Origin of the sequence: Meiothermus cerbereus (genome assembly GCF_051297115.1) — a bacterium.
Classification (GTDB): Bacteria; Deinococcota; Deinococci; order Deinococcales; family Thermaceae; genus Meiothermus; species Meiothermus cerbereus_A.
In genome coordinates this window covers 1-26,628 of the sequence record NZ_JBEVAL010000040.1, presented here as the reverse complement: position 1 = coordinate 26,628, position 26,628 = coordinate 1, and the positions used below count along the sequence as shown (strand labels likewise).

Sequence of the window (26,628 nt, the reverse complement as noted above, 5' to 3'; positions counted from 1 at the left end):
TGTCCGAAAGATCGCTTGGGTAGCAGCTTGCTCGACTATTCATGCTCGATTATATCGTCTGGGAAAGTTTTAAGACAGTCTCTTAGAGCAGTTCCTGGCCCTGCTTTTGATGGGGGGCAGTAAAAAGAACAAATCAAAGGCATTTCTTTACCATAAATTGGGGAAGCCCGTCTGATGCACGGTGGTATATACGCCCCACAAAAGGCCAGAGCCGACCCGGCGGCCACTGGTGCAGGTGCTTTACAAACTTGGAAACTGGGTTTGGGTGAGTTATAGTTGCCCCATAGGGAACCTAATCAACCTCAACGGGGCCTTTGTGGCTCTAGAGAAGGTTGGGGTTGAAAGCAAGAGAGCAGATCTGGAGGCATGGTTTGAAAGGAAACATCACCGTAACGGAAGGCGCGCTGGCCGCTATTTTGGGCCTGGCTGCGCATGAAGTGCCGGGTGTGCTGGGCATGAGCCCTGCAGGCATCCGCGAGTCAATTAGTCGCGTCCTGGGCCGCAGCGAGGCCAGTGAAGGGGTGGTGGTCAAGCCTGACCCAGCCGCAAGCGGGAAGTATCAGGCCGACCTGTACGTGGTGATAGCCTTTAGGGCCCGCATACCCACAGTGGTGGATAGCATAGGGGAGCGGGTGCGCTGGGCAGCCAAAAGCCTGGCCGGGGCTGAGCTTTCCAGCGTGCGTGTCCACGTGGTAGGGGTGAGCCGTGGCTAGGGGGCAACAAGCAGTAGGGCAGGGGGTGCGTCATGGCCAGTAACCTTTCGCCTGCCGAGCTGGCCCAGGCCTTTCGTTATGCGACCGATTGGTTTGCGGTCTACGTAGAAGAAGCGAACGCGCTCAACGTTTATCCGGTACCCGACGGCGATACCGGCACCAACATGCACCTCACCCTACAGTCGGTGCGACGGGAGCTCGACCTGGCCGACACCAGCAAAATGAGTGAGGTGGCTCGAGCCATCAGCTATGGTTCGCTGCTGGGTGCCAGGGGCAACTCGGGGGTCATCACTTCCCAGATTCTCAAGGGCTTTGCCGAGACCATTAAAGATGCGGCCATGCTTTCGCCTGCCTTGCTGGCCCAGGCTTTCGAGGAAGGCTCCCGTATGGGCTACAAGGTGGTGATGAAGCCTGTAGAAGGCACCATCCTGACCGTTTCGCGTGGGGTGGCTGAAGGCGCGCGGGAGGCTTTGGAGAAAGGAGCCGGCAGCCTCGAGGAGGTTCTGCAGGGGGCTTTGTTGAGAGGCCGTGAGGCCTCCGACCGTACCCCCGAGCTGCTGCCGGTGCTCAAGCAAGCTGGGGTGGTAGACGCCGGAGGGGTGGGCCTGCTGCGTTTTATCGAGGGGCTCGAGGGTTACCTCAAGGGCTTGCCCCTGCCCGAACCGCCCAAAATTGAGCGCTATGCCCAGACCGCCTTTGAGGAAGAAGAGTTTGGCTACTGCACTGAGTTTTTGATGGAGGGTGTGGCCGAACCCATCGAGAAAATCCGTGAAGCGGTTTCGTCCTTTGGCGACTCACTGCTGGTGGTGGGGGCCGAGGGCTACGTCAAGGGCCACATCCACACCAACGACCCCGACGGGCTGCTGGCCAGCGTGGCCCGCTACGGCAAGATGATCCGCACCAAGGTCGAGGACATGTCCCAGCAGCACACCGAGATCCTCTCCATGGCTGGGGCAGTCGACGAGGCGCCACCCCCCACCGGTCTGGTGGTGGTGGCCAACGGCTGGGGGCTGGTCAAAGCCTTCCGGGGTTTTGGGGCGCGGGTTGTGGCCGGGGGTCAGACCGCCAACCCCAGCGTGCAGGACATCCTGGACGCCATTCGAAGCCTGCCCAACCCCGAAGTAATCGTGCTGCCCAACAACAGCAACGTGATTATGTCGGCCCAGCAAGCAGCCAGCCTGGCTGAGGGAAAGACCGTACACGTCATACCCACCCGCACCATGGGCCAGGGGCTGGCGGCCAGCGTGCTGTACCAGCCTGAGCTGCCCTCGAGCGAGCTCCTGCCCGAGATGGAAGAGGCCTCTAGACGAGCCGCCACCCTGGAAGTCACCCGGGCCAGCCGGAGCGTGGAGATAAGTGGGGTCAGCGTGACCGAGGGGCAGCCCATCGGCTTGCGTGATGACAAGCTGGTACTGGCAGCCGATACCCCCGAGGATGCCTTATTTAATCTGGTCAGCCTGGCGGTTCAGGAAAATGAGCGCGAGATACTCACCATTTTCCACGGCCCCACCCTTACCAAAGAAACCCTGGATGCCCTGACGGCTCGAGTTTCTCAGGCTTTCCCCGAGCTTAGCCTCGAGGTTCATCCGGGTGGGCCTGACCTCTACGACTACCTTGCCGTGCTGGAGTAGGCCCAAACCCCAGGTATAGGTGCTGTCCGGTGTGCAAACCGGACAGTTTTTGCATCCCGGCGTTACGGACTATGCCCCACACGTAATGTAGCCCCACTGATTTGTGATTGGAAAAACACGTGCAGTACGGCATAAATGCTACATTTTGAGCCGCAAATCCTGTCAGGCAGATGTCATGTTTAAAGATGAGAAATGTAAAGGAGTGCTTTAGGTTGGACTCATAAAACAGTGAGCCAAATAGGCCTTGTTAAGCAAGTAAATAAAAGACTCCCCGAATAAACCACATCTAGACGGCCCGGCTAAATGAGAGACGTAACGCCTCTTTCTAAGAGAACCTGAGAACTACCCCCTAACCTCGAGGTGTATGAGATGGTTACTGTATTTGCGAATTCCAATCCTGATCCTGCTGATTGCAGTGTTTGGATTAAGCTGGGCCCAGGCCCCCCGGGTGATGACCCTCAAGGCTACGGCCTACACCTCTTCGGTGCGAGAGACCGACAGCACGCCCTTCATCACTGCCACGGGTGCGCGCACCCGTATCGGCATCATCGCGGTTAGCCGGGATATGCTGCGCGAACTGCCCTATGGTTCTAAAGTGATGCTCGAGGATCTGGGCACCACCGGGGGCAAGGGCAAGGGCCGCTTCAACTACCTGTTCAAGGATCGGGTTTTTGTTGTAGAAGACACCATGCATCCCCGCAAGCGGGAGCGGCTCGACGTCTGGCTCCCCGACCGGAATACCGCCATTCGCTTTGGGGTACGCAACGTTCGGGTCACGGTGATTCAGCGGGGCCGGGGGTAAGGCCAACCCTGCCCGGAGCACGCCGCTAAGGGTGAGCGCGGATGTGGGCGCCCCTCAGGCAGGGCGAGGTAAGATGGTCGGGCCTGGGGGCGTAGCGCTGGGATTGTTGCACCGCTAAAGCACATCTGCTGCTGAAGTAGCTGGGGATGCTTTGAAGCTGCAAGCATCCATTGCAAAAACAGCAGGGTGCCCGACCCTCACCAACCCTATGCGGTTCATCTGGTTTCTTGCATCACGCTACCTGCGTCACCGCCGCACCCAGAGCCTCATCAGCCTGCTGGGGGTGGCGGTGGGCATTATGGTGCTTACCACTGCCCTTTCACTTACCAATGGCTTTATTAAGGGGCTGGTTGAAGCCACCCTTAAGGCCGTGCCGCACATCTACCTGCAAAGCCTGAACCCTGAGGAAAGCCCCCCACCTCCCCCCCACCCCCAGGTAGTGGGCCAGGCCCCGGTGCTCCTGACCAAGGCCCTCCTGACCCGCCGGGCTGGGGCGGGCCGCAGCGCCGGGGCCGACTTTGCCACCCTGATTGGGCTGGGGGACGGCGGAGAGGCAGTCTACCCCGAGCTCGACCTATCGCAGCTAAAGCCCGGTGGCATCGTGCTGGGCAGTGCCCTGGCCCGCAGCCTGGGGGCCTACCCGGGCGACAGGCTTTTTCTGGTTTCCATCAACCAGAAGCGCATCGAGCTAAGGGTGGTGGGCTCGTTTCAGACCGGCAACTACCTTCTCGATGCGGGCTTCGCCTTTACCACCCTGCAGGATGCCCGCGAACTGATGGAAGCCCCCACGGCCCTCTCGGGCTATCAACTCCGCCTGCGTGACCCTGAGCAGGCCCCGCAGGTGGGGCTGGCCCTGGCTGGGCGGCATTACTTCCCCCAGACCTGGCAGTCCAGCAACCGCACCCTGATCGAACAGCTGGCCCTGCAAAAACGGGTGATTGGTATCGTGGTCTTTTTGATTGTGGTGGTGGCGGCCTTGGGTATGGCCAGCGTACTGGTGCTTACGGTCATCGAGAAAACCCCCGACATTGCGCTGCTGCGGGTAATGGGGGCCAGGGCCAATCAGGTGGCGGGGGTGTTTGCGCTTCAGGGCTTGGTGCTGGGCACGCTGGGTATCGCTTTGGGCAACCTGCTGGGCTTTGGCCTCTCCAGCTACTTTGCCTGGCGACCTGTAGAGATTCCGGGTGAGCTTTATTTCCTCACCCGCCTGCCGGTGGAGATCAAGGCTTCAGACTTTGTCTGGGTTTCGCTGCTGAGCTTGCTGGTGGTGCTGCTGGCTTCGCTTTTGCCGCTTTGGCGGGCTTTACGCATCAAACCAGGTGAAGTGTTGCGTTAAGGTTATGTCAACCCCGCCTGAGACTTTCAAATGTTTTTGATTTGTTCTTTCTTTGGGGCCCCGCCTGAAGCGTGGGTGGCAACGGCTCGAAAAGCTAGGGTGCTCTGGCAATCCCTAACGGAACGATTCAGGCGGGTATTCACACCGGCTGGATACATGGGCCAGCGCCGGTGCTTTGGCCTAGGGCCCCAGAGCACAAAGCCAAGCAGGCTCGAGGCCCGCATGGGCGCTTAGACTAAGGGTATGTTTGGCTTTTTTCGCAAACCTGATGAGCACCTCCAGCGCGAGGGCGATACGGCCTTCCGGGTACGGGTTCGCACAGCGCGCAATGGCGATATTGTGGAACTGCGGCTTACCAAGGGCAACGAGATTTCTGCCTCGGACGAAGGAGGGTACTATGTGCGTAAGATTATCGTGTCGCCACAGCATCTGGATCGGGCTGTGCTGGAAATTTGGTTCGACCACGCCTACCGCCCTAAACGCAAGCTGGTGGAGGGTGGCGAGCTGATTCCCATCCGCGATTGGACATAAAAAACCCCTACCCTGGAGGTAGGGGCGCATTCGCTGGGAGAAGGATTACTGTAGCTCGTCCTCGAGGTTGTCCATCAGCCGTTGGGCAAGGCTGCTTTGCTCCTCGCTGGTGAAGCCTTCATCGCTGCTGCTGGGATAACTGCGCCGCCCTCCTCCGGTGCGCTCGAGCTGGGGTTGCAGCTCGCGCAGGTCTAAGTAGCGGTCGCTCTGGTTGCGCAGCTCGAGGTCGGTGAGTTCGGGTACGCCCAGCAGGTGAATCTCCTTGCCCTGGGCCCGCAAGGCCGAAAGGGTGTGGGACAGGTCACCCGAACCGCTGGCTACTACAGCCCGCTCCCAGCGGGGTGCGGTAATGAGCAGGTCGGTGGCAATCATGGCCTCGAAGCGGGGGTCGCCATGGGTTTCGCGGCTGCGAACGGTGTAGCCCATAAACACCAGCGCATCGAGGAATTTTTGCTGACGTTCATCGTTGCTATCGGTGACGGGCGCATAGTAGAAGGCGTTGTAGAGGTCTTCGGGTTTGGAAAAAACCCCAATCGCCTTCCGGTGGTCAATGTTCCACCCCAAACGCTTGGCCGCATCGTACATGTAGGAGCCGTCAATAAACAAAGCCGTCTTCATCGTCTTTTGTCTCGCTTCCTGGTTTGCGGAGGGGCCATCCGCTACGCTAGATGCATGCTACATCTAGACAGCCCAATCTACTATCTCGGTGCGCTCGAGCGACCGTTGGTGATTCAGACAGGGCCACCCCTAGCTCTGCTCTTTACATCATGCGATATTGCCTGTCAATTTCCAAGCATCGTAACGGATTTGGCAGGTCTCGAGGTGCAGGCCGCCTGCGACTGGCGCGCAAAAGAGGAGCTTTTCAAGGCCTTGCTGTGGCAGGGTGTTGAAGTCTATCTGCTAAACCCCGACCCCCGCAAACCCCTGCAAGCAACACGCCATTCGGTGCGGGCCGCGCTGATTTACATACACAGCCACAAAAACCAGACCGCCTGCCTGTGAGTTTGCAATACGCACCTCAAGCGTTTGGCTCGGCCCAGCGTTACACAAACTGGGTACAAGACTGTGAAAAAAACTTGACCTTAGCCCTGAACCGTGCTCCTCTAAACCTCCAAAACCACCTTGCCAAATACGCTGCGTGCTTCCAGTAGGCGGTGTCCCTCGGCGGCCTGGCTGAGGGGCAGGGTTGCCCCCACCACAGGCAATAATCGCCCCTCCTCAACAAACTTCAGGATAGGGAAGAGGCGGCTTTTGGAGGCCATAGTGGAGCCAAAAATAGAGAGCTGACGGTAAAAGATGTGCGAAAGCGGGGTGGTGGCCTCGTAGCCCGAAGAGGCGCCTACCAGGCTAATCCGCCCACCCCAGGCGGTGGCCTTAATGACCCCCTCCCAGTACTGGGCTCCAGTATGGTCTACCACCGCGTCGGCGCCTTTGCCTCCGGTAAGCCTGCGAACTTCTTTGTGCCAGTCGGGCTGGCTGTAGTTGACCCCTTCATCTGCGCCCAGGGCTTTGGCTTTGGCCAGCTTTTCTTCGTTGCTGGCCGTGGCGATAACCCGTGCGCCGTGCAGCTTGGCGATCTGAATGGCCGCTACCGAGACCCCCGAACCCGCAGCCATAACCAGCACATCCTCGCCAGGCCGAACCTGTAGCTTGTCCACTACCATCTGCCAGGCGGTCAGGAAGGTGAGGGGCAACGAAGCGGCCTCGAGCCAGCCCAACCCAGCTGGCTTGGGCAAGATGTTGGCCGAAGGAACCGTGACCAACTCGGCATACCCGCCCCAGCGGTGTTCACCCAGAATCTGGTACTCAGGACAGAGGTTATCCTGCCCGCCCAGACAGCGCTCGCACCGACCACACGAGACCCCTGGGTTCACCACCACGGCATCCCCAGGTTTTATACCGCCAACACCAGCACCTACCGACTCCACCTCGCCAGCAATGTCGCACCCCAGAATGTGGGGTAGGGGAAGCCTGGGGCTGGCTACGCCCTTGCGCACCCAGACATCGAGGTGGTTGAGCGCCACCGCTTTCACGGCAACCCGCACCTGCCCGGCTTCCAGTGCTGGGGGGGCAATTTCGCCATAGCGCAAGACCTCCGGGCCTCCCCTGGACTCCATCCATACTGCTCGCATGGGGCGATTGTGCCATCTAATGCTGTGGCCGTCAAACCACAATCCGCGTGCCTGCTGTGCCCTCCAGAACCCCTTGCAGGATGCCCCGGGCACCCCTGGCGACGGTGGCCCAGGGGGCGCCTTTACGCAGCGCGTTCAGGGCTGCTTCGACTTTTGGAATCATGCCACCGGAGATCGTGCCTTCTTGAATTAAAGCCTGTACCTGTGACTGGCTAAGCTGTGGAAAGCGGCTCGAGGGGTCTTTGGGGTCGCGCAGCACCCCCACCACATCGGTCAGGAAGATGGTCGGCAGGTGTAGCGCTCCGGCGATGGCTCCGGCGGCGGTATCGGCGTTGATGTTGAGGGGGCCCTGGGCGTCGAGGCCGATGGGGGCCACCAGCGGGGTGAGCCCAGCTTGCAGCAGCTTTTGTAGTGTACCAGTGTTGACTTGGGTTACCTCGCCCACCCGGCCCAGCATGGGGTCTAACAAACGGGCCTGAAGCAGCTCTGCATCCCTTCCGGTCAAGGCCAGGCTGAGCCGCCCACGGCGAGAAAGCCCATCGGCAAGGTGCTTGCCCAGGGTGGTGAGAACCATCTCCACCACTTCCATCTGTTCGGGCGGGGTAATGCGCAACCCCTGATGAAAATGGGTTTCGAAGCCCATCCGGTTCAACCACTCGGCAATTCGGGGGCCACCCCCGTGTACCAGCACTAGGGGGCCGGGATAGGTGCTTATCTCATCGAGCAGCTCTCCTGCCTCCTTGAGACTACCCCCGATTTTTACCAGCAAAGCCTGTTCCATATTGACAATCATACCCAGCGCGGGGCCTTTGCTCGGCTTGACATGCCCCTAAGCGGATGTTACCCTTTTGAGTGCGCTTGCGTGAGCAAGTAGACAATTGGGCGATTAGCTCAGCGGGAGAGCACACGCTTCACACGCGTGGGGTCGTAGGTTCAAATCCTACATCGCCCACCAAGTCCAGGACGAGAAAAACCGGAGTCGCTAAGGCTCCGGTTTTTGCTTTATACCCCCAAAATCTTTCCATCGGGCCAACCCCCAAAGGGGTAGGGGCTGCGTGATGCTGTGCACATGGGCTCGAGGTTGGGGCGGAGATTTTACTGTTATGGACAGAAAATAAAAGCCCCACTTTGTGCTTCTCTCGCAAACCTGTACAATAAAGCGCTATGGCTGGGTTATTTTCGTTTCGCGGGGAAGACGTGGGTATTGATTTGGGCACCGCCTCGGTGCTCATTTATGTGCGTGGCAAGGGTATTGTGCTGCGGGAGCCCTCGGTTATCGCTATGGTGAGCGACACCAAAGAGGTCAAGGCAGTAGGGGCCGAGGCTTACCGGATGCTGGGGCGTACCCCTGGCAACATTGTGGCGGCGCGTCCCCTAAAAGATGGCGTAATCGCCGACTATACCCTGACCGAGCGAATGCTCACCCTGTTTATCAAGAAAGTCTTGCCGCCCTTGCGCTTTTTCCGGCCACAGGTGATGGTGGGTGTGCCTTCTGGCGTGACCGAGGTCGAGCGCCGGGCGGTGGTGCAAGCCATCGTGGAGGCAGGCGCCAAGCGGGCCTATCTGATTGACGAGCCCCTGGCCGCGGCCATTGGCGCGGGTATCAAAATTGCCGAGCCGACCGGCAGCATGGTGGTGGATATCGGGGGAGGTTCCAGCGACATTGCGGTTATTTCGCTCGGTGGAATTGTGCGTTCGACCAGCCTGCGTATAGCCGGTAACGAGTTTGACGATTCCATCATCCGGTATATTCGCAACAAGTACAACCTGCTGATTGGAGAACGCACCGCCGAGGATCTCAAGATAAAAATTGGCGCCGCCAAACATGTGCCGGGTGAGCAGGGTATGGTGGCCGAGGTGCGGGGCCGCGACCTGATTTCGGGTCTGCCCAAGAGCATCGAGGTGACCACTGATGATGTGGTAGAGGCCCTCAAAGAACCCCTCGAGAAAATCGTTCAGGGGGTAAAGAGTGTGCTCGAGATTACCCCACCCGAACTGGTGGCCGACATTATCGACCGGGGCATTTTGCTTACCGGTGGGGGCGCCTTGCTGCGCAACCTGGACCTGCTTCTGCAGGAGGCGACAGGGGTTCCGGTGGTGGTGGCCGAAAACGCGGTAGAGGCGGTGGCCCTGGGGACGGGCAAGGCCCTCGACATGCTCCACGTACTGCGAGACGCCCTGGTTACTTCCGATAACGTATTGAAGCGGTAGTCGAGGGCGCACAGGGCCAAGCCATAGGTTCAGGCTGCGCCATAATGGGCTTGCTAAACCCTGGAGGCTTCAGCGCTCAACTGGTATCAAAGACGCGGTATCCATGAACCCCACCCGAAGCGTTCGATTTAGGTCAGTGCAAAACCGGCTGGACAGGCGCCACTCCGGCCATTCCAGGCGGCCCAAGCAAATGATCGGACTGGCTAAGGGGAAACCATTGGGGGCCTGTTCTGAACGTTTAGCTGGGTATGCTGCTCTCTGAAATTGCCCAACACCTAGGAGGTCGCCTCGAGGGCCCCGACACCGATGTTTCCTGTCTGGCTGCCCCCGACCAGGCCCAGCCCGGCCAGCTGGTGGTGGTTCGGGAGGCCCGGTTTTTGCAGGCAGCGCTGGCCAGCGGGGCGGCCTTGTTGCTAGACGAAGCCAGTGCGTGTCCCCCGGCGGTCAGCCGAATTCGCGTGCCGTCGGTGCAAAAGGTCTGGCCGCTGGTGCTGGCCCTTTTTGACGTGCCCGAGACCTGGGCCAGCGTTGGCGTTCACCCTACGGCCACCATCGAGGCTGGGGCCATGGTAGACCCTACCGCCTCGATTGGGGCTTACGTGCTGGTGCGCCGGGGTGCTCGAGTTGGAGCCGGGGCGGTGGTTGCGCCTTATTGCCACATTGGCGAGGAAGCAGAAATTGGTCCCCGGACGGTGCTCGAGCCCCGGGTTACGCTCTATCCACGCACCCGTCTGGGGGCGGATTGCCACATTGGGGCCGGCACGGTGCTGGGGGTGGTGGGATTTGGATTTCAGGATAACCAGCGCCTGCCCCACACCGGTCGGGTGGTGCTGGAGGACGGGGTCGAGCTGGGGGCCAATTGCGTGGTGCAGCGCAGCGTGGTGGGGGAGACCCGTATTGGGGCCCGCAGCAAAATCGGCGACCTCACCGACATCGGACACAACGTCCAGATAGGCAAGGATGTGGTAATGGTGGGCAGCAGCGCCATTGGGGGCAGTGCGGTGGTGGAGGATGGGGTGCTGATGGGGGGGTGGGTGGTGATTGCGGACCATGTGCGGGTGGGCCAGGCTGCCCGGCTTACCGGCGGTAGCAGCATCTCAAAAGACGTTCCCGCCGGGGAAACCTGGGCCAGCGGGATTCCCGCCCAGCCTGCTCTAAAGCATTGGCGGCGGCTGGCGCTGCTGGACTGGCTGGCCAGCGTAGAGCGCACCCTGCGGCAGCTGCTTAACCAGGGGCGTTAAAGATTTCTTTGAAGCCTTATGACGATACGTGGAATTGGTCTTCACAGCGGTGAATTCAGTACGGTACGGTTTCATCCAGCCGAGGGGCCGGTGCGTTTTAGGGTGGGGAAGCTCGAGTTTCGCCCCCTGGCCTCGACGGTGGTTGATACCACCCGTTGCACGGTTTTGGGCCAGCAAAACCTGCGTCTGATGACGGTTGAACACCTGCTGGCAGCGCTATTTATTCGGGGAATTTGGGAAGGCCTGGTGGTCGAGATAACCGGTTCGGAGATACCCATTCTGGATGGCAGCGCCAGGGAGTGGCTGGCGGCCTTAGCGGGTTTTCCGGCGCTTGGCCCCCAACCTGTGCCGCTTAATGGAGCCATCCGGGTGGAGGAAGGGCGCAGCAGCGTGCTGGCCCAGCCGGGTGAGCAGTTTTCCCTTACCGCAACTGTACTTTTCCCCCATCCCAGGATTGGCTACCAGCAGGTGCAGTGCCCCCCGACGCCGCTGGAAGAACTGGCTGCAGCCCGAACCTTCGGCTTTTTGCACGAGGTAGAACAGCTGCAGGCCCGCGGGCTGATCAAAGGGGCTTCTCTGGAGAACGCCCTGGTGTTTAGTGAGTATAGCTTTGTTAATACCCCCCGAATGCTGCACGAACCTGTGTGGCACAAGGCTCTGGATTTTCTGGGCGATTTGTACCTGGCTGGTCGGCCCTACCGGGGCCAGTTTGTAGCCCACCGGGCCTCGCACCGGCTGCATGTGGAGCTGGCAAAGCTGCTTCAAGGCTAAGGCCCTCAACAGAAGCGTTTCTAGGGGTTAGAGCGCTCTTCACAAATATTGAGCTGCTCACAACTTGATTGCTTTGTCCTGTACAGCACGGTGGCCTCCCGGATGGGAGGCCGCGCCTGTGAAGCGTGCGATAAAGACACCTCGAGGTCATGCCGTCTCTGTGGTGGCGTCCTGTTTTGAAGGTGCTGTGGCGATCTTTGCTGCAAGCCCACCTGGCAAAGTCCTGTACGGCCTCAAAAGTGAGGGGTGTCACCCCAGCAGCCTGTGATTTTCCTGAGCCTTTGCTAAAGACAAAGCGGGCGAAAAGTGGTTGTAAATGGGGGTTAAGTGTATCATCCTGCTTGGGAAGCTGGGCTTTTGCATCACGTCACGAGGATTCTATGGAGCTAAATGTTGGCGTTGTGGGTGTTGGTGTAATGGGGACGTACCACGCTCAGGTATATGCAGGGTTGCCAGGGGTTCGACTGGTAGGGGTGGCCGATCCAGACCCTTTTCGCCAGGCCGCTATTGAGCAGGATTTAGAAGTACCGGCCTTTGCCAGTCCGGTGGAGTTGCTTGGTAGGGTTCAGGCGGTCTCGATTGCCTCGCCTACCTCGCTACACTACGAACAGGCCCGCATGTTTTTGGAGGCTGGGGTACATGTGCTTCTGGAAAAGCCCATGACCCGCACCATGCAAGAGGCGAAGGAGCTGGTGCGCCTGGCTGAAAAACGCGGGGTTGTTTTGCAGGTAGGGCACATTGTGCGCTTTTACCGGGCCGTAAATGACCTGATGAGCATGGTCAAGACCCCCTGGGTGCTCGAGGCCCGCCGCATAGGCAACAACCGCCGGATACGCGACATCGGGGTGGTGCTCGACCTGATGATTCACGACCTGGATCTGGTGCTGCTGCTTTTGCGAGAAAAGCCTCTGCACTACAGTGTGGTGGGTCGGCAGGTGGAGGGGCTGGACGAGTACGCCCAGGCAGTGGTGGATTTTCCTTCGGGAGCCCGGGCGCTTTTTACTGCCAGCCGAATTTCGCCCCAGGCCGAGCGTTCGCTGACCATTACCCAGCCCGGTGAAGTGTTGCGCCTGGACTTCAACAGCGAGTACACCGAGCTTTCGTTGCACCGCTCGCCCCCTGTGCAACCCGACCCCGACCGGGCCGAGCCCAACGGGCGCACCCAGGTGCAGACCGAGCGCATTGCCATTCACAACGACAACCCCCTGCGTCGCCAGCTCAAACATTTTGTGGATCGAATTCAGAAGGGGGAACCCTCACTGACAACCCTCGAGGACGACCTGCAAGCCCTCGAGCTGGCCCTCGAACTTTCCCGTGCCCTACAGCCGGTGATGGCCCGCTAGCGCCAGAAAGCCACCGCTGGGTTTGCCCGGCCCTGGTCTCCAACCTCCGACCCTTTAGTATTAAGCCGTGGACATTTATCAAATCCTGAAGCTTTTGCCCCACCGCTATCCTTTTTTGCTGATCGACCGGGTTCTGGAAGTCGACGAGAAACGTTTTCGGGCCTTAAAGAACGTAACCTTCAACGAGCCCCACTTCCAGGGGCATTTTCCTGGCTACCCCATAATGCCGGGGGTGCTGCTGATTGAGGCCATGGCCCAGGGCTCGGTGGCGGTGGTAACCCAGCAACCAGAGTACAAGCCAGGGGGGCTGGTTTTTTTGGTAGGGGTTGAAGAGGCCCGCTTCAAAAAGCCGGTGGTTCCGGGCGATACGCTTATTCTGGAGGGGGAATTGCTGGCGTATCGGCGGGGGTTGGGAAAAGTCAGGGTTGAAGCCCGCGTAGAAGGCGAGCTGCGGGCCGAGGCCACCTTAACCTTTGTGCTGCGTTCTGAGACGGGAGGGGCGGTCTAGTGAGCCGGATGACCATCCACCCAACGGCAGTGATTTCGCCCAGGGCCCACCTGGCTTCCGATGTTAAGGTGGGGCCTTACGCGGTAATCGAGGGCCCCTGTGAGATTGGCCCTGGCGTAGAACTAGGGGCCCATGCGGTGATTCACCCATTTGTGCGGCTATTGGCGGGGGTCAAGGTGGGGCCGCACGCGGTGCTGGGGGGTGAGCCGCAAGACCTGAGCTTCAGGGGACAGGAGACCTGGCTCGAGGTCGGTGAAAACACGGTGTTGCGCGAAGGGGTGATCCTGCACCGCTCTACCCGTGAAGAACAACCCACCCGCATCGGCTCGAGCTGCTACCTGATGGGCCACGTTCACGTGGGCCATGACGCCCAGGTGGGCAATGGGGTCATTCTGACCCAGGGGGTAGCGGTAGCGGGACACGTCGAGATTGGCGACTACGCGGTGATAGGGGGGCTGGCCGGCATCCACCAGTTCGTGCGGATTGGAACCCGGGCCATGATAGGGGCCCTCTCCAAGCCCACCCGGGACGTCCTGCCCTTTACCCTGGCCGAAGGCAGCCCGGCCCTGCACTACCGCCTCAACACGGTGGGGTTGCGCCGGGCGGGCATCACTGGCGAGCGCTACCGGGCGCTCGAGCAAGCCTTCCGGGCTGTGCGCGAAGGCCGCCCCCTCGAGGCCCTGCCCGATACCGAGGAAGTGCAGACGCTCAAAGCCTTCCTGGCTGCTCCTTCCCGGCGTCAGCTCTCGGGCTTTGTGCGGGGTGAGCCGGGCTTTGAAGGATAAGGCCAAAGGCCACGCCTATGCCACCGAATAAGCTGCACCAAGGCAAGATGCTGGACGAAATTTTGCTCCTGACCAACGGCCCCGGCGAGCTTTCGACCTGGGTACCGCCGGTGCTCTCGCGCCTACGGCAAGAAATGCCGGAGGCCCGTATCGAGCTGTTCTTGATTCGCGACCAGTTTGCTGCCGGAACCGAGCAGGCCAAGGCCAAAGGGCTCTGGCTGGATGCCCTTTCGGGCCGGGCAGAGCTGGCCCGCAGGCTGCTGGGACGCAAATCCAGGGGGCGGGGCATGGTGTTAATGCTGGGGGGTGCGCCCCGCGATGCGGTTTTGCTGGGCCGGGCCACGGGCTACCCCGCTTTTTCCTACACCTTCGACGCCAGGGCCCACCACCCTGGTCTGCGAGCGGTGCTGGTGGATTCCGCGCGCACCAAAGCGGCCATGCAGGCTCGAGGGGTAGACCCGGCCCGCATAGCGGTGGTGGGAAATCTGGTGGTGGACGCCCTGAAGGAATCGCCCGTGCAGCCTGCCCCCGAGGCCGATGTGCTGCTGTTTGCGGGTAGTCGCCCCTTTGCCGCTCGCTACCTGCTGGGATTTTTGCTGGCGGCCGCCGAGCAGATGGCTGCTCGGCGGCCTGAACTCAGGTTTGCCTGGGTGCGCAGCCGTCTGCTGCCGGAAGCGGTGGTGGCCGAGGCGCTGGAGGGTAGGCTGGTGAAAGATATAGGCGGGGTGAGCGCAGGCTGGGCAGGGGGGTGTTTGAGAACCCAGCATGGCCTCGAGGTGGCCGTACTGGACGAGCCCCAGCGCTACTGGGCCATGCGCCGGGCCTCCCTGGCCATCACCATTCCGGGCACCAATACCCTCGAGCTGGCCCTGGCCGGCCTGCCTTCGCTGGTGCTTTTGCCCTTGCACAAGCCGGAGATGCTGCCGCTTGAGGGCATCTGGCACTGGCTTTTGAGTTTACCGGGGGCCAGAACCCTCAAGCAGAATTTTGTCGGGCGCACGGTTGCGCGCATACCCCACCTGGCCCTGCCCAACCAGTGGTTGGGCGAACGGGTTTTCCCCGAAATGCGTGGGGTTTTTGGCCCTGCTGAGGTGGCTGCTATGGGCCTCGAGCTCCTCACGCCCGAGCGAACCCAGGAGGTGCGGGCCAAGCTGCAACGCCTGGAAGCCCTGCCCGGCGCTGATAATCTGGTGGGGTATGTGCTGGAGCACAGCGGGTAAGGCCCTGCCGTTTCGTTGCCCGTAGGGGTAGCCTTGGCTGGGGCATACTTAGCTCCAGATTTCCCTTGTGCCCGCACTGCTTAATATGAACCCTACCGGAAGCGCTCCGTTTAGAGCAGGCCACAACCTCCCAGATTTGTAGGCTGCTCCTGCCAGTGCTTCAGGTGGGGCCTCAGCCAAAAGAACGAACCAAGGACACCTCTTCTAACCCTATGAACCTCCTCCAACTTCTACGTCCCTTCTGGTCGCAAATCCTGCTGGCTGCTGGGTTGGCGGTGCTGCCTGCCCTTGCCCAGGCCTGGTTGCCGGGGCGGGTGGTCAAGCCCCTTTTCGACCAGGTGCTTTCCGGAGAGTTTGAGCGCCTGGGCCAGGTGCTCTGGGCCGGGGCTGGGCTGCTGTTGTTGCTGGTGGTGAGCGGGTATGCGCTGGAAGCCTTTATGGGCTATATCTCGGTCAAAATTCCGGCGGTCTGGCGGGAGCGGGTGTTCGAGCGCCTGCTGCAGACCGACCTGATGGCCCTTCCGCCCTCTTCCGGCGGGCTGACCGGGCGGCTGGTGGGCGATTTGAAAGAGCTCGAGGGCTTTTTGTTTTATAGCCTGGGGGGGCTTCTGATGCAGGGCGTGTTGCTCCTGGCCCTGCTCTGGCAGCTTCTGCTGCACTACACCCAGCTCACCCTTTACCTGCTGCTCATACTGCCGCCGATGGCTTTGCTGCTGGGCTGGATTGGAACCTGGGTTACCCATTACAGCCGCCGAACCCAGGCCGCCCTGGAGCGGCTGGCCAGCCGCATGGCCGAAGGTTTTGCGCGCCTGGAGTTAATTCGGGCGCTGCACCTGGAAGGCTTTATGCGCGAGCGCTTTCGCCGCAGCAACCAGCAACAATACCGGTTGGGGCGCACCCGCAGCCTGATAGCCGCTTTGAACCTGCCTTTAGGACAACTCGCCACCACCTCCATTCTGGGTTTGCTGCTTTTTTTGGGGGTGGGCGCGGTAGAGCGTGGGCAGATGACGCCAGGCGACCTGACGGCCTTTCTGAGCCTATTGGCCCTGGCCATCACCCCCCTCCAGGTGCTGAGCCGCATTGGCACTGGGTTTGCCCAGGCCGAAGGGGCAGCAGCCCGCCTGATGGAGCTGCTAAAGCTGCCCCAGGCCCCTGTCATGGGCCAGCTCCAACCCCAGGCCCTGGCAGGGGAGCTCGAGCTGCGCCAGCTTAGCTTTGCCTACCCCGGTAGCCCGGCCACCCTGCAAGACCTTAACCTGCGCATAAAACCGGGTTCATTCACAGCCATTGTGGGCCCCTCGGGTGCAGGCAAGAGCACCCTGCTGCGCCTGCTTCTGGGCCTGTACCGCCCCAGTGAAGGGCAGGTTTTGCTGGATGGGCGCGACCTGCAAAGCTACGACGCCCACTGGCTGCGTTCCCGCCTGGCCTGGGTACCCCAGGAACCTTTGTTGTTTGCCGGAACCGTGCAGGAAAACCTGGCTGCTTTGGCCCCCGAAGCCACCCCGGAGGCCATGCTAAAAGCCCTGGCGACGGTGGGCTTGCAGGCCGAGATAGGCCTCTCAACCCTGCTGGAAGACGATGGTGGGGGGCTTTCGGTGGGGCAGCGGCAGCGGTTGGCTATTGCGGCGGCGCTGTTGCGCGAGGCCCGGGTGCTTTTGCTCGACGAAATTACCAGCGCCCTGGACCGCAGCAGCGAGGGGCAGGTGATGGCCGCCCTCGAGGCCGCTCGAGCGGGCCGCACGGTGATTGTGGTGGCCCATCGCCTCACCACCGTGCAGCAGGCCGACCAGATTGTGGTGATGGAGGGGGGTCGGATTGTGGAGGTGGGCCGCCACGCCGAGCTGATGGCCCTGGGTGGGGTTTACGCGGGGCTGTGGCAGGGGTAGGTGGGCCGTCGGCTGCTAGAATTGGCCCTGGCGTAGCCGCCCGCTGTTTTGTGCTACTCAAAACCGGCCTGCTGGCTTGCGGGTCTGGCAAAAAGAAGAAGATAAAGAACATTTTTTTGCGCTGCTGTGGGAGGCTTATGCAGGAATACCTGAAAAAAGCTCGAGGGGGCCGGGTGGTGCAGACCCCCTTTTTGGAAGCTGATGCGCTGGAGGAGCTGCGCCGCCTGGCTAAGCAGGAAGGCATCCGCCTCGAGGCCTTTGGGGGCCTGCCGCTGGCCTCGAGGCAGGTGGCGGTGCTGTTCCCCGAGCACATCCCCGCGGTGGCCGACCCCACCCTGGTGGTGTTCCTGGCCTTTGAGGGGGATCTGGAGGCGCTCGAGGACAAACTGCGCGCAGCACTAAAGCCAGAACTGCTGGGCGATATTGAAGAGACCCGAGAAGGCTTTTTACTGGCTACCCTGCCCAAAGGACTCAAAACCCTACAAGAATTGGGAATCCAGGCCCAGGAAGCTGCCCCTGAGCAGCTGCCCAAAGCGCGGGAACGCACCCGCAGCGTGGTGGTGCCCAGCTTGCGGGTAGACGTGGTGGGGGCCAAGGGCTTTGGGGTTTCGCGCACCTATTTTGCCCAGGGGGTCAAGGCCGGCAAGGTCAGGCTGCGGGGCAAAACCGCCTCTGCCAGGGACGAAATAACCGAGGGTGACCACCTGCTGGCCGAAGGGCTGGGCAGCCTGATGGTCAAAAAAGTGCTGGGCCAGACCAAGCGGGGCAACGTGAAGCTGGAGCTCGAGGTTCAGCGGTCTGGGTAGCGTTTGTTACCACCGTCATTGTTCAATTTTCTCTGAAGACCACTTGTGCCACTTCTAGGTTGCGAGCTTCTCTTGTAGCCAGGTGGTGATGTCGTCGGATATCTGCTGGGCCAGCGGGTCTAGAAGCATATCGTGCTGGCTTGGGTAGATGCGGTACTCCTTGTGGGGGCCGCCGATGAGGTCAAAATAGCGCTGCACTGCGGCTTTGGGCACGGAGTCGTCGTGGGCGGCCTCGAGCACTAAAGCCGGGGCCCAGACCCGCGGCAGCAGCTCGGGCAGACGTTGCTGGAGCGCAATTAACTGTGACAGGGCCGAGGTGGGAAAGTTGGGGTAGTTGGGGCTTTTGGCTCGCCGCCGGGCTTCTTCGGCAGGGTCGGTGCTGTGGGCCCAGGGTTTGATGGGGTGCAGCAGGGGGGCCAGGTAGGCCATCCGGTTCTTGAAGCCCAGGGCGGGGGCCAGGGCTACCAGGGCGGCGGTTTTGTGTTCGGCGGCCAGCCAGCCCGCCAGCAACCCCCCCATCGAGAGCCCTACCACGGCCCTGGGTTCGGGTAGCGCCAGATAAGCTTCGCGGGCGGTCTGGAGCCAATCCTGCCAGCGCACGCCCCGCAGGTCTTCGGGCCGGGTGCCGTGGCCGGGAAGGGTGGGCTGGGCCACCTTGAACCCGGCTTTGCGCAGCGTTTCGGGTAGGGGCCCCATGGTCAGGATAGGGTGAGAGGTAAAACCGTGTAGAACCAGAACGTTTGACATGAGCCAGCCTTAGCATACCGTATGCAGGCTCTGCACACGGTTTCGCCAGACCCCTCTCCAAAGCCACAGGGAGGGCTCAACCCCGCTCAGCTTTGACCTGAAGCCCGTGTTAGGGCCTGATTCATCACAGATTGCTGGCCTGGGCCGCTTGCAGGAGTCTTTAGCCTTTGTTGTCCACCACCAGCACCCGAAAGTCGTTGAGATTGTTGGCGGTCTCACCAGTGATGAGCAAATCTCCCAGGGCCTGGAAAAACCCGTGGGCATTGTTGTTTTGTAGCAAAGCTTTGATATCCAGGCCCATCTGGTGGGCCTTCTGCCAGGTGTCGGGCCGCAGGATAGCTCCAGCCGCCTTGGTGTTCCCATCTATGCCATCGGAGTCGGCGGCCAGGGCCCAGAGGCCCTCCTGGCGCAGATAGAAAGCCAGCCAGCCCAGAAACTCCTGGTTGCGCCCCCCTTGGCCCGACCCGCGCACCGTCACGCTGGCCTCGCCGCCGGAGAGCAGCACCACCGGAGGGCGGAAGGGCTGGGCGTGGGCGCGGATGCTCTGCACCAGGCCGGCATGGAAGCGGGCCAGCTCGCGGGCCTCGCCCTGGAAGCGGTCGGAGAGGATGACCGCTCTATACCCCTGGGCCTGCCAGAAGCGCTGGGCGGCCTCGAGCAGAACCTGGTTGCTGCCTATAAGCCGGTTTTCCACCCGCTGGAAGAGGGCCTCGCCCGGCTTGGGCGATTCGGCCAGGGCGCCTGTGCTTCCCTCGATCAGGTGCGCGCGCACCTGGGGGAAGTCCAGGCCATACTTGTCGAGCACCGCCAGGGCCTCGGCAAAGGTGGTCTCATCGGGCACGGTGGGCCCCGAGGCAATCACCGAGAGGTCATCGCCCGGTACGTCGGAAAGGTACAGGGCCAGAATACGGGCCGGGGTGGCTGCCGCCAGCCGCCCGCCCTTGATCCCAGAGAGGTGCTTGCGTACCGCGTTGATCTCCTGGATATCGGCCCCCGAGCGCAAAAGCGCCTGGGTCAGGGCTCGTTTGGTGGGTAGGTCAATGCCCCAGGGTGCACACAAGAGCGCGCTGCCACCCCCCGAGACCAAAAGCAGCAGCAACTCGTCGGCTTTGAGGCGGCTGACGGCTTGCAGGACTTTTTTTGCGGCTACCACGCTCTGCTTGTCGGGTACAGGGTGGCTGGCCGGTATGATCTGGCCCCCATCTGCTTGAGGCCAGATGCGGCCTTCCTCGGCCTTGGGCACCGCTATGAAGGGAACCTGGGGAAACCGCTCTCGGGCGGCGGCCAGCATGCTCATGGCCGCTTTTCCCACCGAAACGATAAGCGCGGGCGTTTCTTGCGGCAGGTGCGCTGCGGTGAGGCGGGCGGGGTGGGTTTGCGCCAGGGCGTGCTGGAAGCTGGCGACGAGCAGCTCGCGCATAGGTGGCATTCTATCCGGAATGGCCGCGACAAAGCCTATCACCACAGGGTTAAGGCCGCTAGAGGTCGAGGGGTGCGCGGCGGGTAGCCTTCGATGTTCAACGCGATTTTACCGCTCTGGCAGGATGGGTTTACCGGCGTAGGCCCGCTCGAGCAGCTCGAGGGTGTGCAGCACCGGAATTTCCCGCCCCAACTTACGCAGGTGGCTTTGGATCTGGGTAAAGCAGCCGATGTTGCCAGTAACCACCAGCTCGGCCCCGGTAGCCAGGATGTGGCGGGCTTTGCGTTCGCCCAGGGTGGCGGCAATTTGGGGCTGCTCGAGGTTATAGGTGCCCGCCGAGCCGCAGCACAGCTCCCCCTCGGGAATCTCCAGGAGCTCGAGGCCGGGGATGCTTTGTAGCAGTTGGCGCGGCTCGGCCCGTACCTGCTGGGCGTGGGCCAGGTGGCAGGCGTCGTGGTAGGCCACCTTGAGGGGCTGTTGCAGCGGGGGCACTTCCTTCAGGCCCAGCTCGACCAAAAAGACCGAGACGTCCTTGACTTTAGCCGCGAGTTGGCGGGCCTGGGCCTCTTCAGCTTCGCCCTGGAAGAGCAGGGGGTACTCCTTGAGGCCCGAGCCACAGCCGGCGGCATTGGTGAGGATGGCCTCGTAATCGCCGGCAAAAGCTTTGAGGTTGTTGCGGGCAAACTGCAAGGCCCGCGAGCGTTCGCCGGTGTGCATGGCCAGGGCGCCGCAGCAGCTTTGGCCTGGGGGGATCACCACCTCGACGCCATTCTGGGCCAGTACCCGCAGGGTGGCGCGGTTGAAATTGGGCTGCAAAACCTGCTGGGCACAGCCGGCCAGAAAGGCCACCCGGGCCCGCCGCTGGCCTTCTGCTGGAACCACCGCGGGCAGGGGTTCCTGCCTGGGCAACCCATCGGGGAGGAGCTCGAGCGGAGCCTTGAGCAAAGGCGGCAGGAGGGGCTTCAGGAGCTTGCCCAGCTGGCCCAGCCGGGCCGCGGCGCGGAAACGGGAGGGGTAGGGGAGGGTCTCCTGGATAGCCATGCGAAAGAGCTTCTGGAAGGGGGAGCGGTGGCGCTTGGGCTCGCTCCAGCCCCGGTAGGTGGAGATGAGTTCACCGTAGGGAACCCCGCTGGGGCAGGCCGTGACGCAGCCCTGGCAGCCCAGGCACTTGTCCAGGTAGGGCTGGGCTTCCTCTAGTTGCAGGCTGCCTTCCAGCACCTCCTTCATCAGGAAGATGCGCCCCCTGGGGGAGTCCATCTCCTCGCCCAGAACCTGATAGGTGGGGCAGGCTGGCAGGCAGAAGCCGCAGTGCACGCAGGCCTCGATGGCGTGGGCCATGATCTGCCCCTGGGGGCCGAGTTGTTCGACGTCTATCTTGTGCTGCATACGCTTTCCTAGGAGGACTGGGGTAAATCTGGGCTGAAGCGGCCCTGAGGGTCTAAGGCTACGGTCACTTTGCGACCCAGCGCGTGTGCCAAGTCTATTCCAATCTGGGGCCGCGGCGTAGCGCCCTTCAGAACCAGGCCCGACAGGTTTTGAGAGCGGAGCAGGGCATCCAACCGGTCGAAGGTATCGTTCCAGGCCAGGTACAGCAGGTTGCCGGCGCTCATATAGCGCCTGGGAGCGCCGCCCAGTGCTTTTTCCAGGGCGGGGATCTGCCGGGCCGCGAGCGCAACCTTGACCAGGCCGCCTTCGCCCAGGTTCAGGTGGTTCAGGTGGCGCCAGTACTGGGTTTCAGTATCGCCCTGCAGGACTTCGCCGTTTCTGCTTAAAAAGGATTGGAGCCGTTCCAGCCGGGCCGACAGGGCCTCGGGCAGGCCGCCCAGGCGCAGGGTGAGGGTGGCGGGGGGCTCGAGGTCGAGGGCGTAGAGTTCGATGGGCGAACCCGCCAGCTTGTAGAGGGCTTCCAGGGCCGCTTCCAGCCCAGGAAAGGTGACCCGCAGGGTGGCGGTGGCTTTGGGGAAGGGAAAAACCTTGAAGGCCAGCTCAGTCAGGATGCCCAGCCGCCCCAGGCTGCCCACCATCAGCTTAGGCAGGTCGAACCCGGCGGCATTCTTGACCACCTTGCCGCCCCCCCGTACCAGGTTGCCCTCGCCGTCCACAAACTGCACCCCCAGGATAAAGTCGCGCACCCCGCCGTAGCGCTGGCGCAGGGGGCCAGAAAGCCCCGCCGCTACCGTGCCCCCCAGGGTGGCCCCCTGCTCGACCAAAGGGGGGTCGAAGGGCAGGTACTGCCCGTTTTGCGCCAGCAGTTGTTCCACTTCGGCCAGCCGGGTTCCGGCTTTGGCCACCAGCACGTACTCGCCCGGGTCATACTCCAGCACCCCCGACAGGCCGCTCAGATCTAGCACGGCCTGGCCCTCGCCGGGTGTGGAGAGCGCCGGTTTGCTCCCACCCCCCCGGGGCAGAACTCGAGGGTGGCTGCGCACGGCTTCCTGCACCTCGGCGGGGCTGGTGGGGTAGAGCGCATTGGCGGTCATTTTTTACCCCCTACCCAGATGCCACAGCAAAAAAACCTACTCACGCGAGATCACCCCAGCTTTTTCCAGGGGATGCGCCCCGGCATGCTTGAGCGCGGGGGCTTCGCCTCCAGGGAACATCTTGCCCCGGTTCGATAGCTCGAGGGGGTCGAGGGCCCGGCGGATGCGCTGCATGGCGGCCAGGTCGGTCTCGGAGAACATCTCGGCCATATAGGCTTTTTTCTCCATGCCCACCCCGTGCTCGCCGGTGATGGAGCCGCCCAGCGCCACGCACAGGCGCAGAATCTCCCCGGCCAGTTCCTCGGCCCGCTCGAGCTCGCCTGCCACCCGCCCGTTGTACAGGATCAGGGGGTGCAGGTTGCCGTCGCCCGCATGAAATACGTTGGCTACCCGCAGGCCATAGCGCTCCGAGAGCCGCTCGATCTCCTGCAGGGCCTGGCCCAGCCTGGAGCGGGGAACCACCCCGTCCTGCACGATGTAGTCCGGCGAGAGCCGCCCCACCGCCGAGAAGGCGGCTTTGCGCCCTTTCCAGATCTTCATGCGCTCCTCCGCACCCTGGGCCACCCGCACCTCGTAGGCCCCCGAGCCTCGGATGACCTCGTCGAGGTGGCGGGCCTCGGCTTCGACCTGGGGAATTTCGCCCTCGAGCTCCACAATCAACAGCGCGCGGGCCTCTTTGGGGTAGCCTGCCCGGACTGCGGCCTCGGCGGCTTCGATGGCCAGCGAGTCCATAATCTCCATGGCGCCTGGCAAAAGCCCCGAGGCCACCACCGCCGCCACCGCATCGCCAGCTTTGGCCAGCGAGTCGTAGGCCGCCAGCACGGTGTGGTAGGTCTCGGGCTTGGGCAGCAGGCGCAGGGTGATCTCGGTGGCGATGCCCAAGAGCCCCTCGCTGCCCACAAACAAGCCCAGCCAGTCGGGGCCGGTGTTTTCCAGGCTTTCGCTGCCCAGCTCCACCGTCTCGCCGTCGGGCAGCACCACCTTGGCCGCCAGCACGTGGTTGGAGGTCATGCCGTACTTGAGGCAGTGGGCCCCCCCGGAGTTGAAGGCCAGGTTCCCCCCGATGGTCGAGACCGGCTGGGAGGAGGGGTCGGGGGCGTAGTAGAGGCCGTAAGGCGCAGCGGCCTGGGAGACCTGCAGGTTGATATAACCCGGTTGCACCACCGCAATGCGCTCTTTGGGCTCGAGCCGCAAGAGTTTGTTCATGCGGTTGAGCCCGATCAAAAGCCCCCCTTCGATGGGCAGCGAGCCCCCCGAAAGGCTGGTACCGGAGCCCCGGGCCACGTAAGGCACCTGGTGCTGGGCACAAAAGCGCACCGCCGCCACCACTTCGTCGTGGCTCTCGGGCAGCACCACCGCCAGGGGCCGGGCCCTAAAGGCCGTGAGGGCGTCGGACTCGTAGGGTGCGAGTTCGCCCGGCCTATAGAGCAAGCGGCTGGGCGGGAAGAGGCGCGTTAACTCCTGCAAACCTGGGTTCATGGGCATCCCCTAGGGTGAGTTCTGCTCCACGCTGGCTCGAGAAGGTTGTGGGTATTGCTGGCTACAGTTTTCACCTATGCCCCCTGCTGTGCTTTGAAGCTAGCCTTATTCTGAGGTTTTGTCAATATATAAAACTATTTTTTACAGGTAAAAAATACCATCTCCCATGCCTCGGCTATAGGGCCCGATAAAAAGAGGTCTGGCTCGAGCCAGACCTCGAAAAGCCTATTTTTGCCGAACCGTGCCGGGCCATTGCGGCAACCGCAATGAAGGCCAAACTTGTCCGATGGAGGGGCCCTAACGCAGCAAAAACGGATTGAAGCGGGTGTCGCGGTCGTAGTAGTCTTCCTTTTCGCTTCGCTTCAAAAAGCCAACTACGCCGTAGGTAACGGGGGTCAGGAGCACCTCGAGGCCGACCTTAAAAATGTAGTTCGAGACAAATACCGTCCAGAGCAGGTTGTTGTCCCAAACACCATAGAAGGCCACCAGCAGAAAAATGGCGGTATCCAGCCCCTGCCCTACCAGGGTGGAAGCTATGGTACGCAGGGCCAAAAAGCGCCCCTGGGTAGCCACTTTGAGCCGGGCCAGGATATAGCTGTTGGCGAACTCCCCCACCCAGTAGGCCACCAGGCTGGCCAGCACAATGCGGGGAACCAGGCCCAGGATGGTGGAAAATGCCTCGGCGGTTTTTTGGCTAAACTCGTCGGTGGGTGTGGGTAAGGCCCCCACCAGACCAAAGGTGAGCGCAGACAGCAGCAGCAAAAAGAAGCCAATCCAGATCACCCGGCGGCTTCGCTTATAGCCGTACACCTCGGTGAGCACGTCGCCAAAAATGTAGGCCAGCGGAAACAACACCGTACCACCATCAAAGGTAAAAGGGCCCAGGAGCACCACCTTGGTCGAGGCGATGTTGGAAACCACCAGCACCCCTACGAACAGGGCTGTGATGATGTCAATGTAGCGATAGCTTTTCATAGTTTGCATTTGAAGACTATCTTTTTGAATCCGGTACTAGGGGCTTTGAGAACCGTTATGTGGGTCGACTTTAGGGGCAGGGCCGCAGCAGGTTGATTGAGTTTGCTAGCACTTTGGGGCTCCTGCAAGCTCACAGCGCCACAGCTGCTTTTAGGCCTGCGAGGTGATGAAGGGCAGGTTGCGGTCAAACTGGCTGCGGTCGAGGCCGTAGCCGTACACGAAAGCATCCTCAATTTCGAAGCCCAGGTAGTGGATGGGAACCTGAACCTGCCGCCTGGAGGGCTTGGAAAGCAGGGCGGCAATTTTGAGCGAGGCGGGTTGACGGGCTTCCAGCATACGCAGCAGGTAGTTGATGGTGATGCCAGTATCCACGATGTCTTCGACAACAATTACCTGGCGGCCCGCAATGGGCATGCGCAGGTCCTTTAGCAGCTCCACCTCACCGCTGGTTTTCTGGGCATCGCCATAGGACGAGACCGCCAGGAAGTCCATGGTTAGCGGCATGTCGATGGCCCGTACCAGGTCGGCCATGAAGATGAAAGCACCGTTGAGCACGCAGACCAGATGGGGCTCCTGACCCTGGTAATCAAGTTTTATCTGTTCGCCCATCTCGCGTATGCGGGCGGCGATTTGGGCTTGGCTGATTTGTACTTTGCCGTTTCCGGGACGAAAGACGCTCACTGCTCGATTCTACGGTACTCTTATTGACCCGTACATCTGCCTCGGGTGTCTTTGCTCTTTTGGGCAGGGGTGCTTGGCTCGAGGCGGCCTTAGACTTGCCCGCAGATGCGGTTTTTACGGCGACGGCTTCGGGCCTCGGGGCTTGGGGAGGCTTGCGCAACCTGGGCAGGGCGGTGCTGGTGTACAGCAGCTTAATTTCTTCCGGGGTAAGGTAGCGCCACTCGCCGGCCTCGAGGTCGCCCAGCTCGATTGGCCCCACCGCCAGCCGTACCAGGCGCTCAACCGGGTACCCCAGCTTGCCCAGCATGCGGCGCACTTCGCGCTTGCGCCCCTCGCTCAAAACCAGCTTGACCCCATCTTTGACCGGACGGGCCTCGAGGGCCCTGGCCAGCCCATCCCCCAGCATGACCCCCTGCACCAGTTGCTGACAGGCTTCCTTGCTGACCCTGCCGTTTTTGCACCAGGCCCGGTAGAGCTTGGGCACCTGGTTGCGCGGATGGGTGAGGTGTTGGGTGAGGTGGCCGTCGGTGGTCAGGAGCAACAACCCCTCGGTGTCTTTGTCTAACCGCCCTACCGCATGCAGGCCGGGGTGTTTGGGAACCAGCTCATAAACGAGCTTTTCGGCGTGCTCGTCCTCGTGCGTGGTGGTGTAGCCCTTGGGTTTGTGCAGGGCAATGACCACACTTTTTTGGGGCATACGTACCCGCTCGCCGTCCAGCCGCACGATGTCGCCCGGCTGCACGACCGCACCGATTGTGGCAACCTGCTGGTTGATGGTTACTCTTCCTGCACGAATCAGGTCTTCTGCTTTGCGGCGGCTGGTAATTCCAGCGCGGGCTAAAAATTGCTGTAAACGCATACCCACCATAGTATTAACCCAAGTTGCTACCTACAAAACGCTGGCCAGACGCTTGAAGTTGTGGGCAAAGA

Annotated in this window: 26 protein-coding genes and 1 tRNA gene; 16 read left to right on the top strand and 11 right to left on the bottom strand. The window is 61.7% G+C overall.

Annotated elements, in window-relative coordinates; all coding sequences use genetic code 11:
• Positions 1-371: 371 nt before the first annotated feature.
• The 5 genes from ABWU19_RS09535 to ABWU19_RS09515 all read left to right on the top strand — a co-directional run bounded on the left by ABWU19_RS09535 (position 372) and on the right by ABWU19_RS09515 (position 5,013).
• Positions 372-713, top strand: coding sequence for an Asp23/Gls24 family envelope stress response protein (locus tag ABWU19_RS09535; protein WP_435901464.1), 342 nt, complete (start codon positions 372-374; stop codon positions 711-713).
• Positions 714-745: 32 nt separating this feature from the next.
• A complete protein-coding gene (locus ABWU19_RS09530) occupies positions 746-2,344 on the top strand; it encodes a DAK2 domain-containing protein (protein ID WP_435901463.1) in 1,599 nt (532 codons plus the stop codon).
• A 364-nt stretch (positions 2,345-2,708) separates the two neighbouring features.
• Positions 2,709-3,146 (top strand): 3D domain-containing protein, encoded by a 438-nt coding sequence (locus tag ABWU19_RS09525; protein ID WP_314136483.1) that lies wholly within the window; start codon positions 2,709-2,711, stop codon positions 3,144-3,146.
• A 208-nt stretch (positions 3,147-3,354) separates the two neighbouring features.
• Positions 3,355-4,482, top strand: coding sequence for an ABC transporter permease (locus ABWU19_RS09520; RefSeq protein ID WP_027877234.1), 1,128 nt, complete (start codon positions 3,355-3,357; stop codon positions 4,480-4,482).
• A 243-nt stretch (positions 4,483-4,725) separates the two neighbouring features.
• Positions 4,726-5,013: a hypothetical protein gene (locus ABWU19_RS09515; protein WP_027877235.1), complete on the top strand. Its 288-nt coding sequence runs from the start codon at positions 4,726-4,728 to the stop codon at positions 5,011-5,013.
• Positions 5,014-5,058: 45 nt separating this feature from the next.
• On the opposite strand, the gene ABWU19_RS09510 is transcribed toward ABWU19_RS09515, so the two are convergent.
• Positions 5,059-5,631, bottom strand: coding sequence for a LabA-like NYN domain-containing protein (locus ABWU19_RS09510; RefSeq protein ID WP_027877236.1), 573 nt, complete (start codon positions 5,629-5,631; stop codon positions 5,059-5,061).
• 189 nt (positions 5,632-5,820) lie between these two features.
• On the opposite strand from ABWU19_RS09510, the gene ABWU19_RS09505 reads away from it, so the two are divergent.
• Positions 5,821-6,015, top strand: a complete 195-nt coding sequence (locus ABWU19_RS09505; protein WP_333660001.1) for a hypothetical protein — start codon at positions 5,821-5,823, stop codon at positions 6,013-6,015.
• 101 nt (positions 6,016-6,116) lie between these two features.
• On the opposite strand, the gene ABWU19_RS09500 is transcribed toward ABWU19_RS09505, so the two are convergent.
• The gene (locus ABWU19_RS09500) at positions 6,117-7,145 is read right to left on the bottom strand and encodes a zinc-binding dehydrogenase (protein WP_435901462.1); all 1,029 of its coding nucleotides are present in this window, start codon (positions 7,143-7,145) and stop codon (positions 6,117-6,119) included.
• 31 nt (positions 7,146-7,176) lie between these two features.
• Positions 7,177-7,926, bottom strand: coding sequence for an acetylglutamate kinase (gene argB / locus ABWU19_RS09495; protein ID WP_435901461.1), 750 nt, complete (start codon positions 7,924-7,926; stop codon positions 7,177-7,179).
• Between the two features lie 99 nt (positions 7,927-8,025).
• On the opposite strand from argB, the gene ABWU19_RS09490 reads away from it, so the two are divergent.
• The 10 genes from ABWU19_RS09490 (at position 8,026) to ABWU19_RS09445 (ending at position 17,916) form a co-directional block, all read left to right on the top strand.
• Positions 8,026-8,100: transfer RNA gene (locus ABWU19_RS09490), tRNA-Val, on the top strand.
• A gap of 209 nt (positions 8,101-8,309) precedes the next feature.
• Positions 8,310-9,356: a rod shape-determining protein gene (locus ABWU19_RS09485; RefSeq protein ID WP_027877240.1), complete on the top strand. Its 1,047-nt coding sequence runs from the start codon at positions 8,310-8,312 to the stop codon at positions 9,354-9,356.
• Between the two features lie 248 nt (positions 9,357-9,604).
• Positions 9,605-10,597, top strand: a complete 993-nt coding sequence (locus tag ABWU19_RS09480; RefSeq protein ID WP_435901460.1) for a UDP-3-O-(3-hydroxymyristoyl)glucosamine N-acyltransferase — start codon at positions 9,605-9,607, stop codon at positions 10,595-10,597.
• Between the two features lie 18 nt (positions 10,598-10,615).
• Complete coding sequence (lpxC, locus tag ABWU19_RS09475) at positions 10,616-11,368, top strand: UDP-3-O-acyl-N-acetylglucosamine deacetylase (RefSeq protein ID WP_435901459.1); 753 nt, start codon at positions 10,616-10,618, stop codon at positions 11,366-11,368.
• Positions 11,369-11,748: 380 nt separating this feature from the next.
• The gene (locus ABWU19_RS09470) at positions 11,749-12,711 is read left to right on the top strand and encodes a Gfo/Idh/MocA family protein (RefSeq protein ID WP_435901458.1); all 963 of its coding nucleotides are present in this window, start codon (positions 11,749-11,751) and stop codon (positions 12,709-12,711) included.
• Positions 12,712-12,778: 67 nt separating this feature from the next.
• Positions 12,779-13,219 (top strand): 3-hydroxyacyl-ACP dehydratase FabZ, encoded by a 441-nt coding sequence (fabZ, locus tag ABWU19_RS09465; RefSeq protein WP_435901457.1) that lies wholly within the window; start codon positions 12,779-12,781, stop codon positions 13,217-13,219.
• A gap of 8 nt (positions 13,220-13,227) precedes the next feature.
• The gene (gene lpxA / locus ABWU19_RS09460) at positions 13,228-14,004 is read left to right on the top strand and encodes an acyl-ACP--UDP-N-acetylglucosamine O-acyltransferase (RefSeq protein ID WP_435901465.1); all 777 of its coding nucleotides are present in this window, start codon (positions 13,228-13,230) and stop codon (positions 14,002-14,004) included.
• A 17-nt stretch (positions 14,005-14,021) separates the two neighbouring features.
• Positions 14,022-15,224: a sugar synthetase gene (locus ABWU19_RS09455; protein ID WP_435901456.1), complete on the top strand. Its 1,203-nt coding sequence runs from the start codon at positions 14,022-14,024 to the stop codon at positions 15,222-15,224.
• Between the two features lie 212 nt (positions 15,225-15,436).
• Complete coding sequence (locus tag ABWU19_RS09450; RefSeq protein WP_435901455.1) at positions 15,437-17,110, top strand: ABC transporter ATP-binding protein; 1,674 nt, start codon at positions 15,437-15,439, stop codon at positions 17,108-17,110.
• A 137-nt stretch (positions 17,111-17,247) separates the two neighbouring features.
• Positions 17,248-17,916, top strand: a complete 669-nt coding sequence (locus ABWU19_RS09445) for an RNA-binding protein (RefSeq protein WP_435901454.1) — start codon at positions 17,248-17,250, stop codon at positions 17,914-17,916.
• 54 nt (positions 17,917-17,970) lie between these two features.
• Here ABWU19_RS09445 and ABWU19_RS09440 read toward each other — a convergent pair whose 3' ends face one another.
• The 8 genes from ABWU19_RS09440 to ABWU19_RS09405 all read right to left on the bottom strand — a co-directional run bounded on the left by ABWU19_RS09440 (position 17,971) and on the right by ABWU19_RS09405 (position 26,557).
• Positions 17,971-18,663, bottom strand: a complete 693-nt coding sequence (locus tag ABWU19_RS09440; RefSeq protein ID WP_435901453.1) for an alpha/beta hydrolase — start codon at positions 18,661-18,663, stop codon at positions 17,971-17,973.
• 160 nt (positions 18,664-18,823) lie between these two features.
• Positions 18,824-20,083 carry a glycerate kinase type-2 family protein gene (locus tag ABWU19_RS09435; RefSeq protein WP_435901452.1) on the bottom strand — a complete coding sequence of 420 codons (1,260 nt, stop codon included), beginning with the start codon at positions 20,081-20,083 and terminating at the stop codon, positions 18,824-18,826.
• Between the two features lie 108 nt (positions 20,084-20,191).
• Positions 20,192-21,469, bottom strand: coding sequence for a glycolate oxidase subunit GlcF (glcF, locus tag ABWU19_RS09430; protein ID WP_435901451.1), 1,278 nt, complete (start codon positions 21,467-21,469; stop codon positions 20,192-20,194).
• Positions 21,470-21,477: 8 nt separating this feature from the next.
• Complete coding sequence (locus ABWU19_RS09425; protein WP_435901450.1) at positions 21,478-22,563, bottom strand: FAD-binding protein; 1,086 nt, start codon at positions 22,561-22,563, stop codon at positions 21,478-21,480.
• A 36-nt stretch (positions 22,564-22,599) separates the two neighbouring features.
• A complete protein-coding gene (locus tag ABWU19_RS09420) occupies positions 22,600-24,042 on the bottom strand; it encodes an FAD-linked oxidase C-terminal domain-containing protein (RefSeq protein ID WP_435901449.1) in 1,443 nt (480 codons plus the stop codon).
• 297 nt (positions 24,043-24,339) lie between these two features.
• On the bottom strand, positions 24,340-25,017 hold the full coding sequence (locus ABWU19_RS09415; RefSeq protein WP_435901448.1) for a queuosine precursor transporter: 678 nt from the start codon (positions 25,015-25,017) through the stop codon (positions 24,340-24,342).
• A 150-nt stretch (positions 25,018-25,167) separates the two neighbouring features.
• Positions 25,168-25,698 (bottom strand): hypoxanthine phosphoribosyltransferase, encoded by a 531-nt coding sequence (hpt, locus tag ABWU19_RS09410; RefSeq protein WP_435901447.1) that lies wholly within the window; start codon positions 25,696-25,698, stop codon positions 25,168-25,170.
• Positions 25,604-26,557: a pseudouridine synthase gene (locus ABWU19_RS09405; RefSeq protein ID WP_435901446.1), complete on the bottom strand. Its 954-nt coding sequence runs from the start codon at positions 26,555-26,557 to the stop codon at positions 25,604-25,606. Before ABWU19_RS09405 ends, hpt begins: the two co-directional genes overlap by 95 nt.
• Positions 26,558-26,628 lie beyond the last annotated feature (71 nt).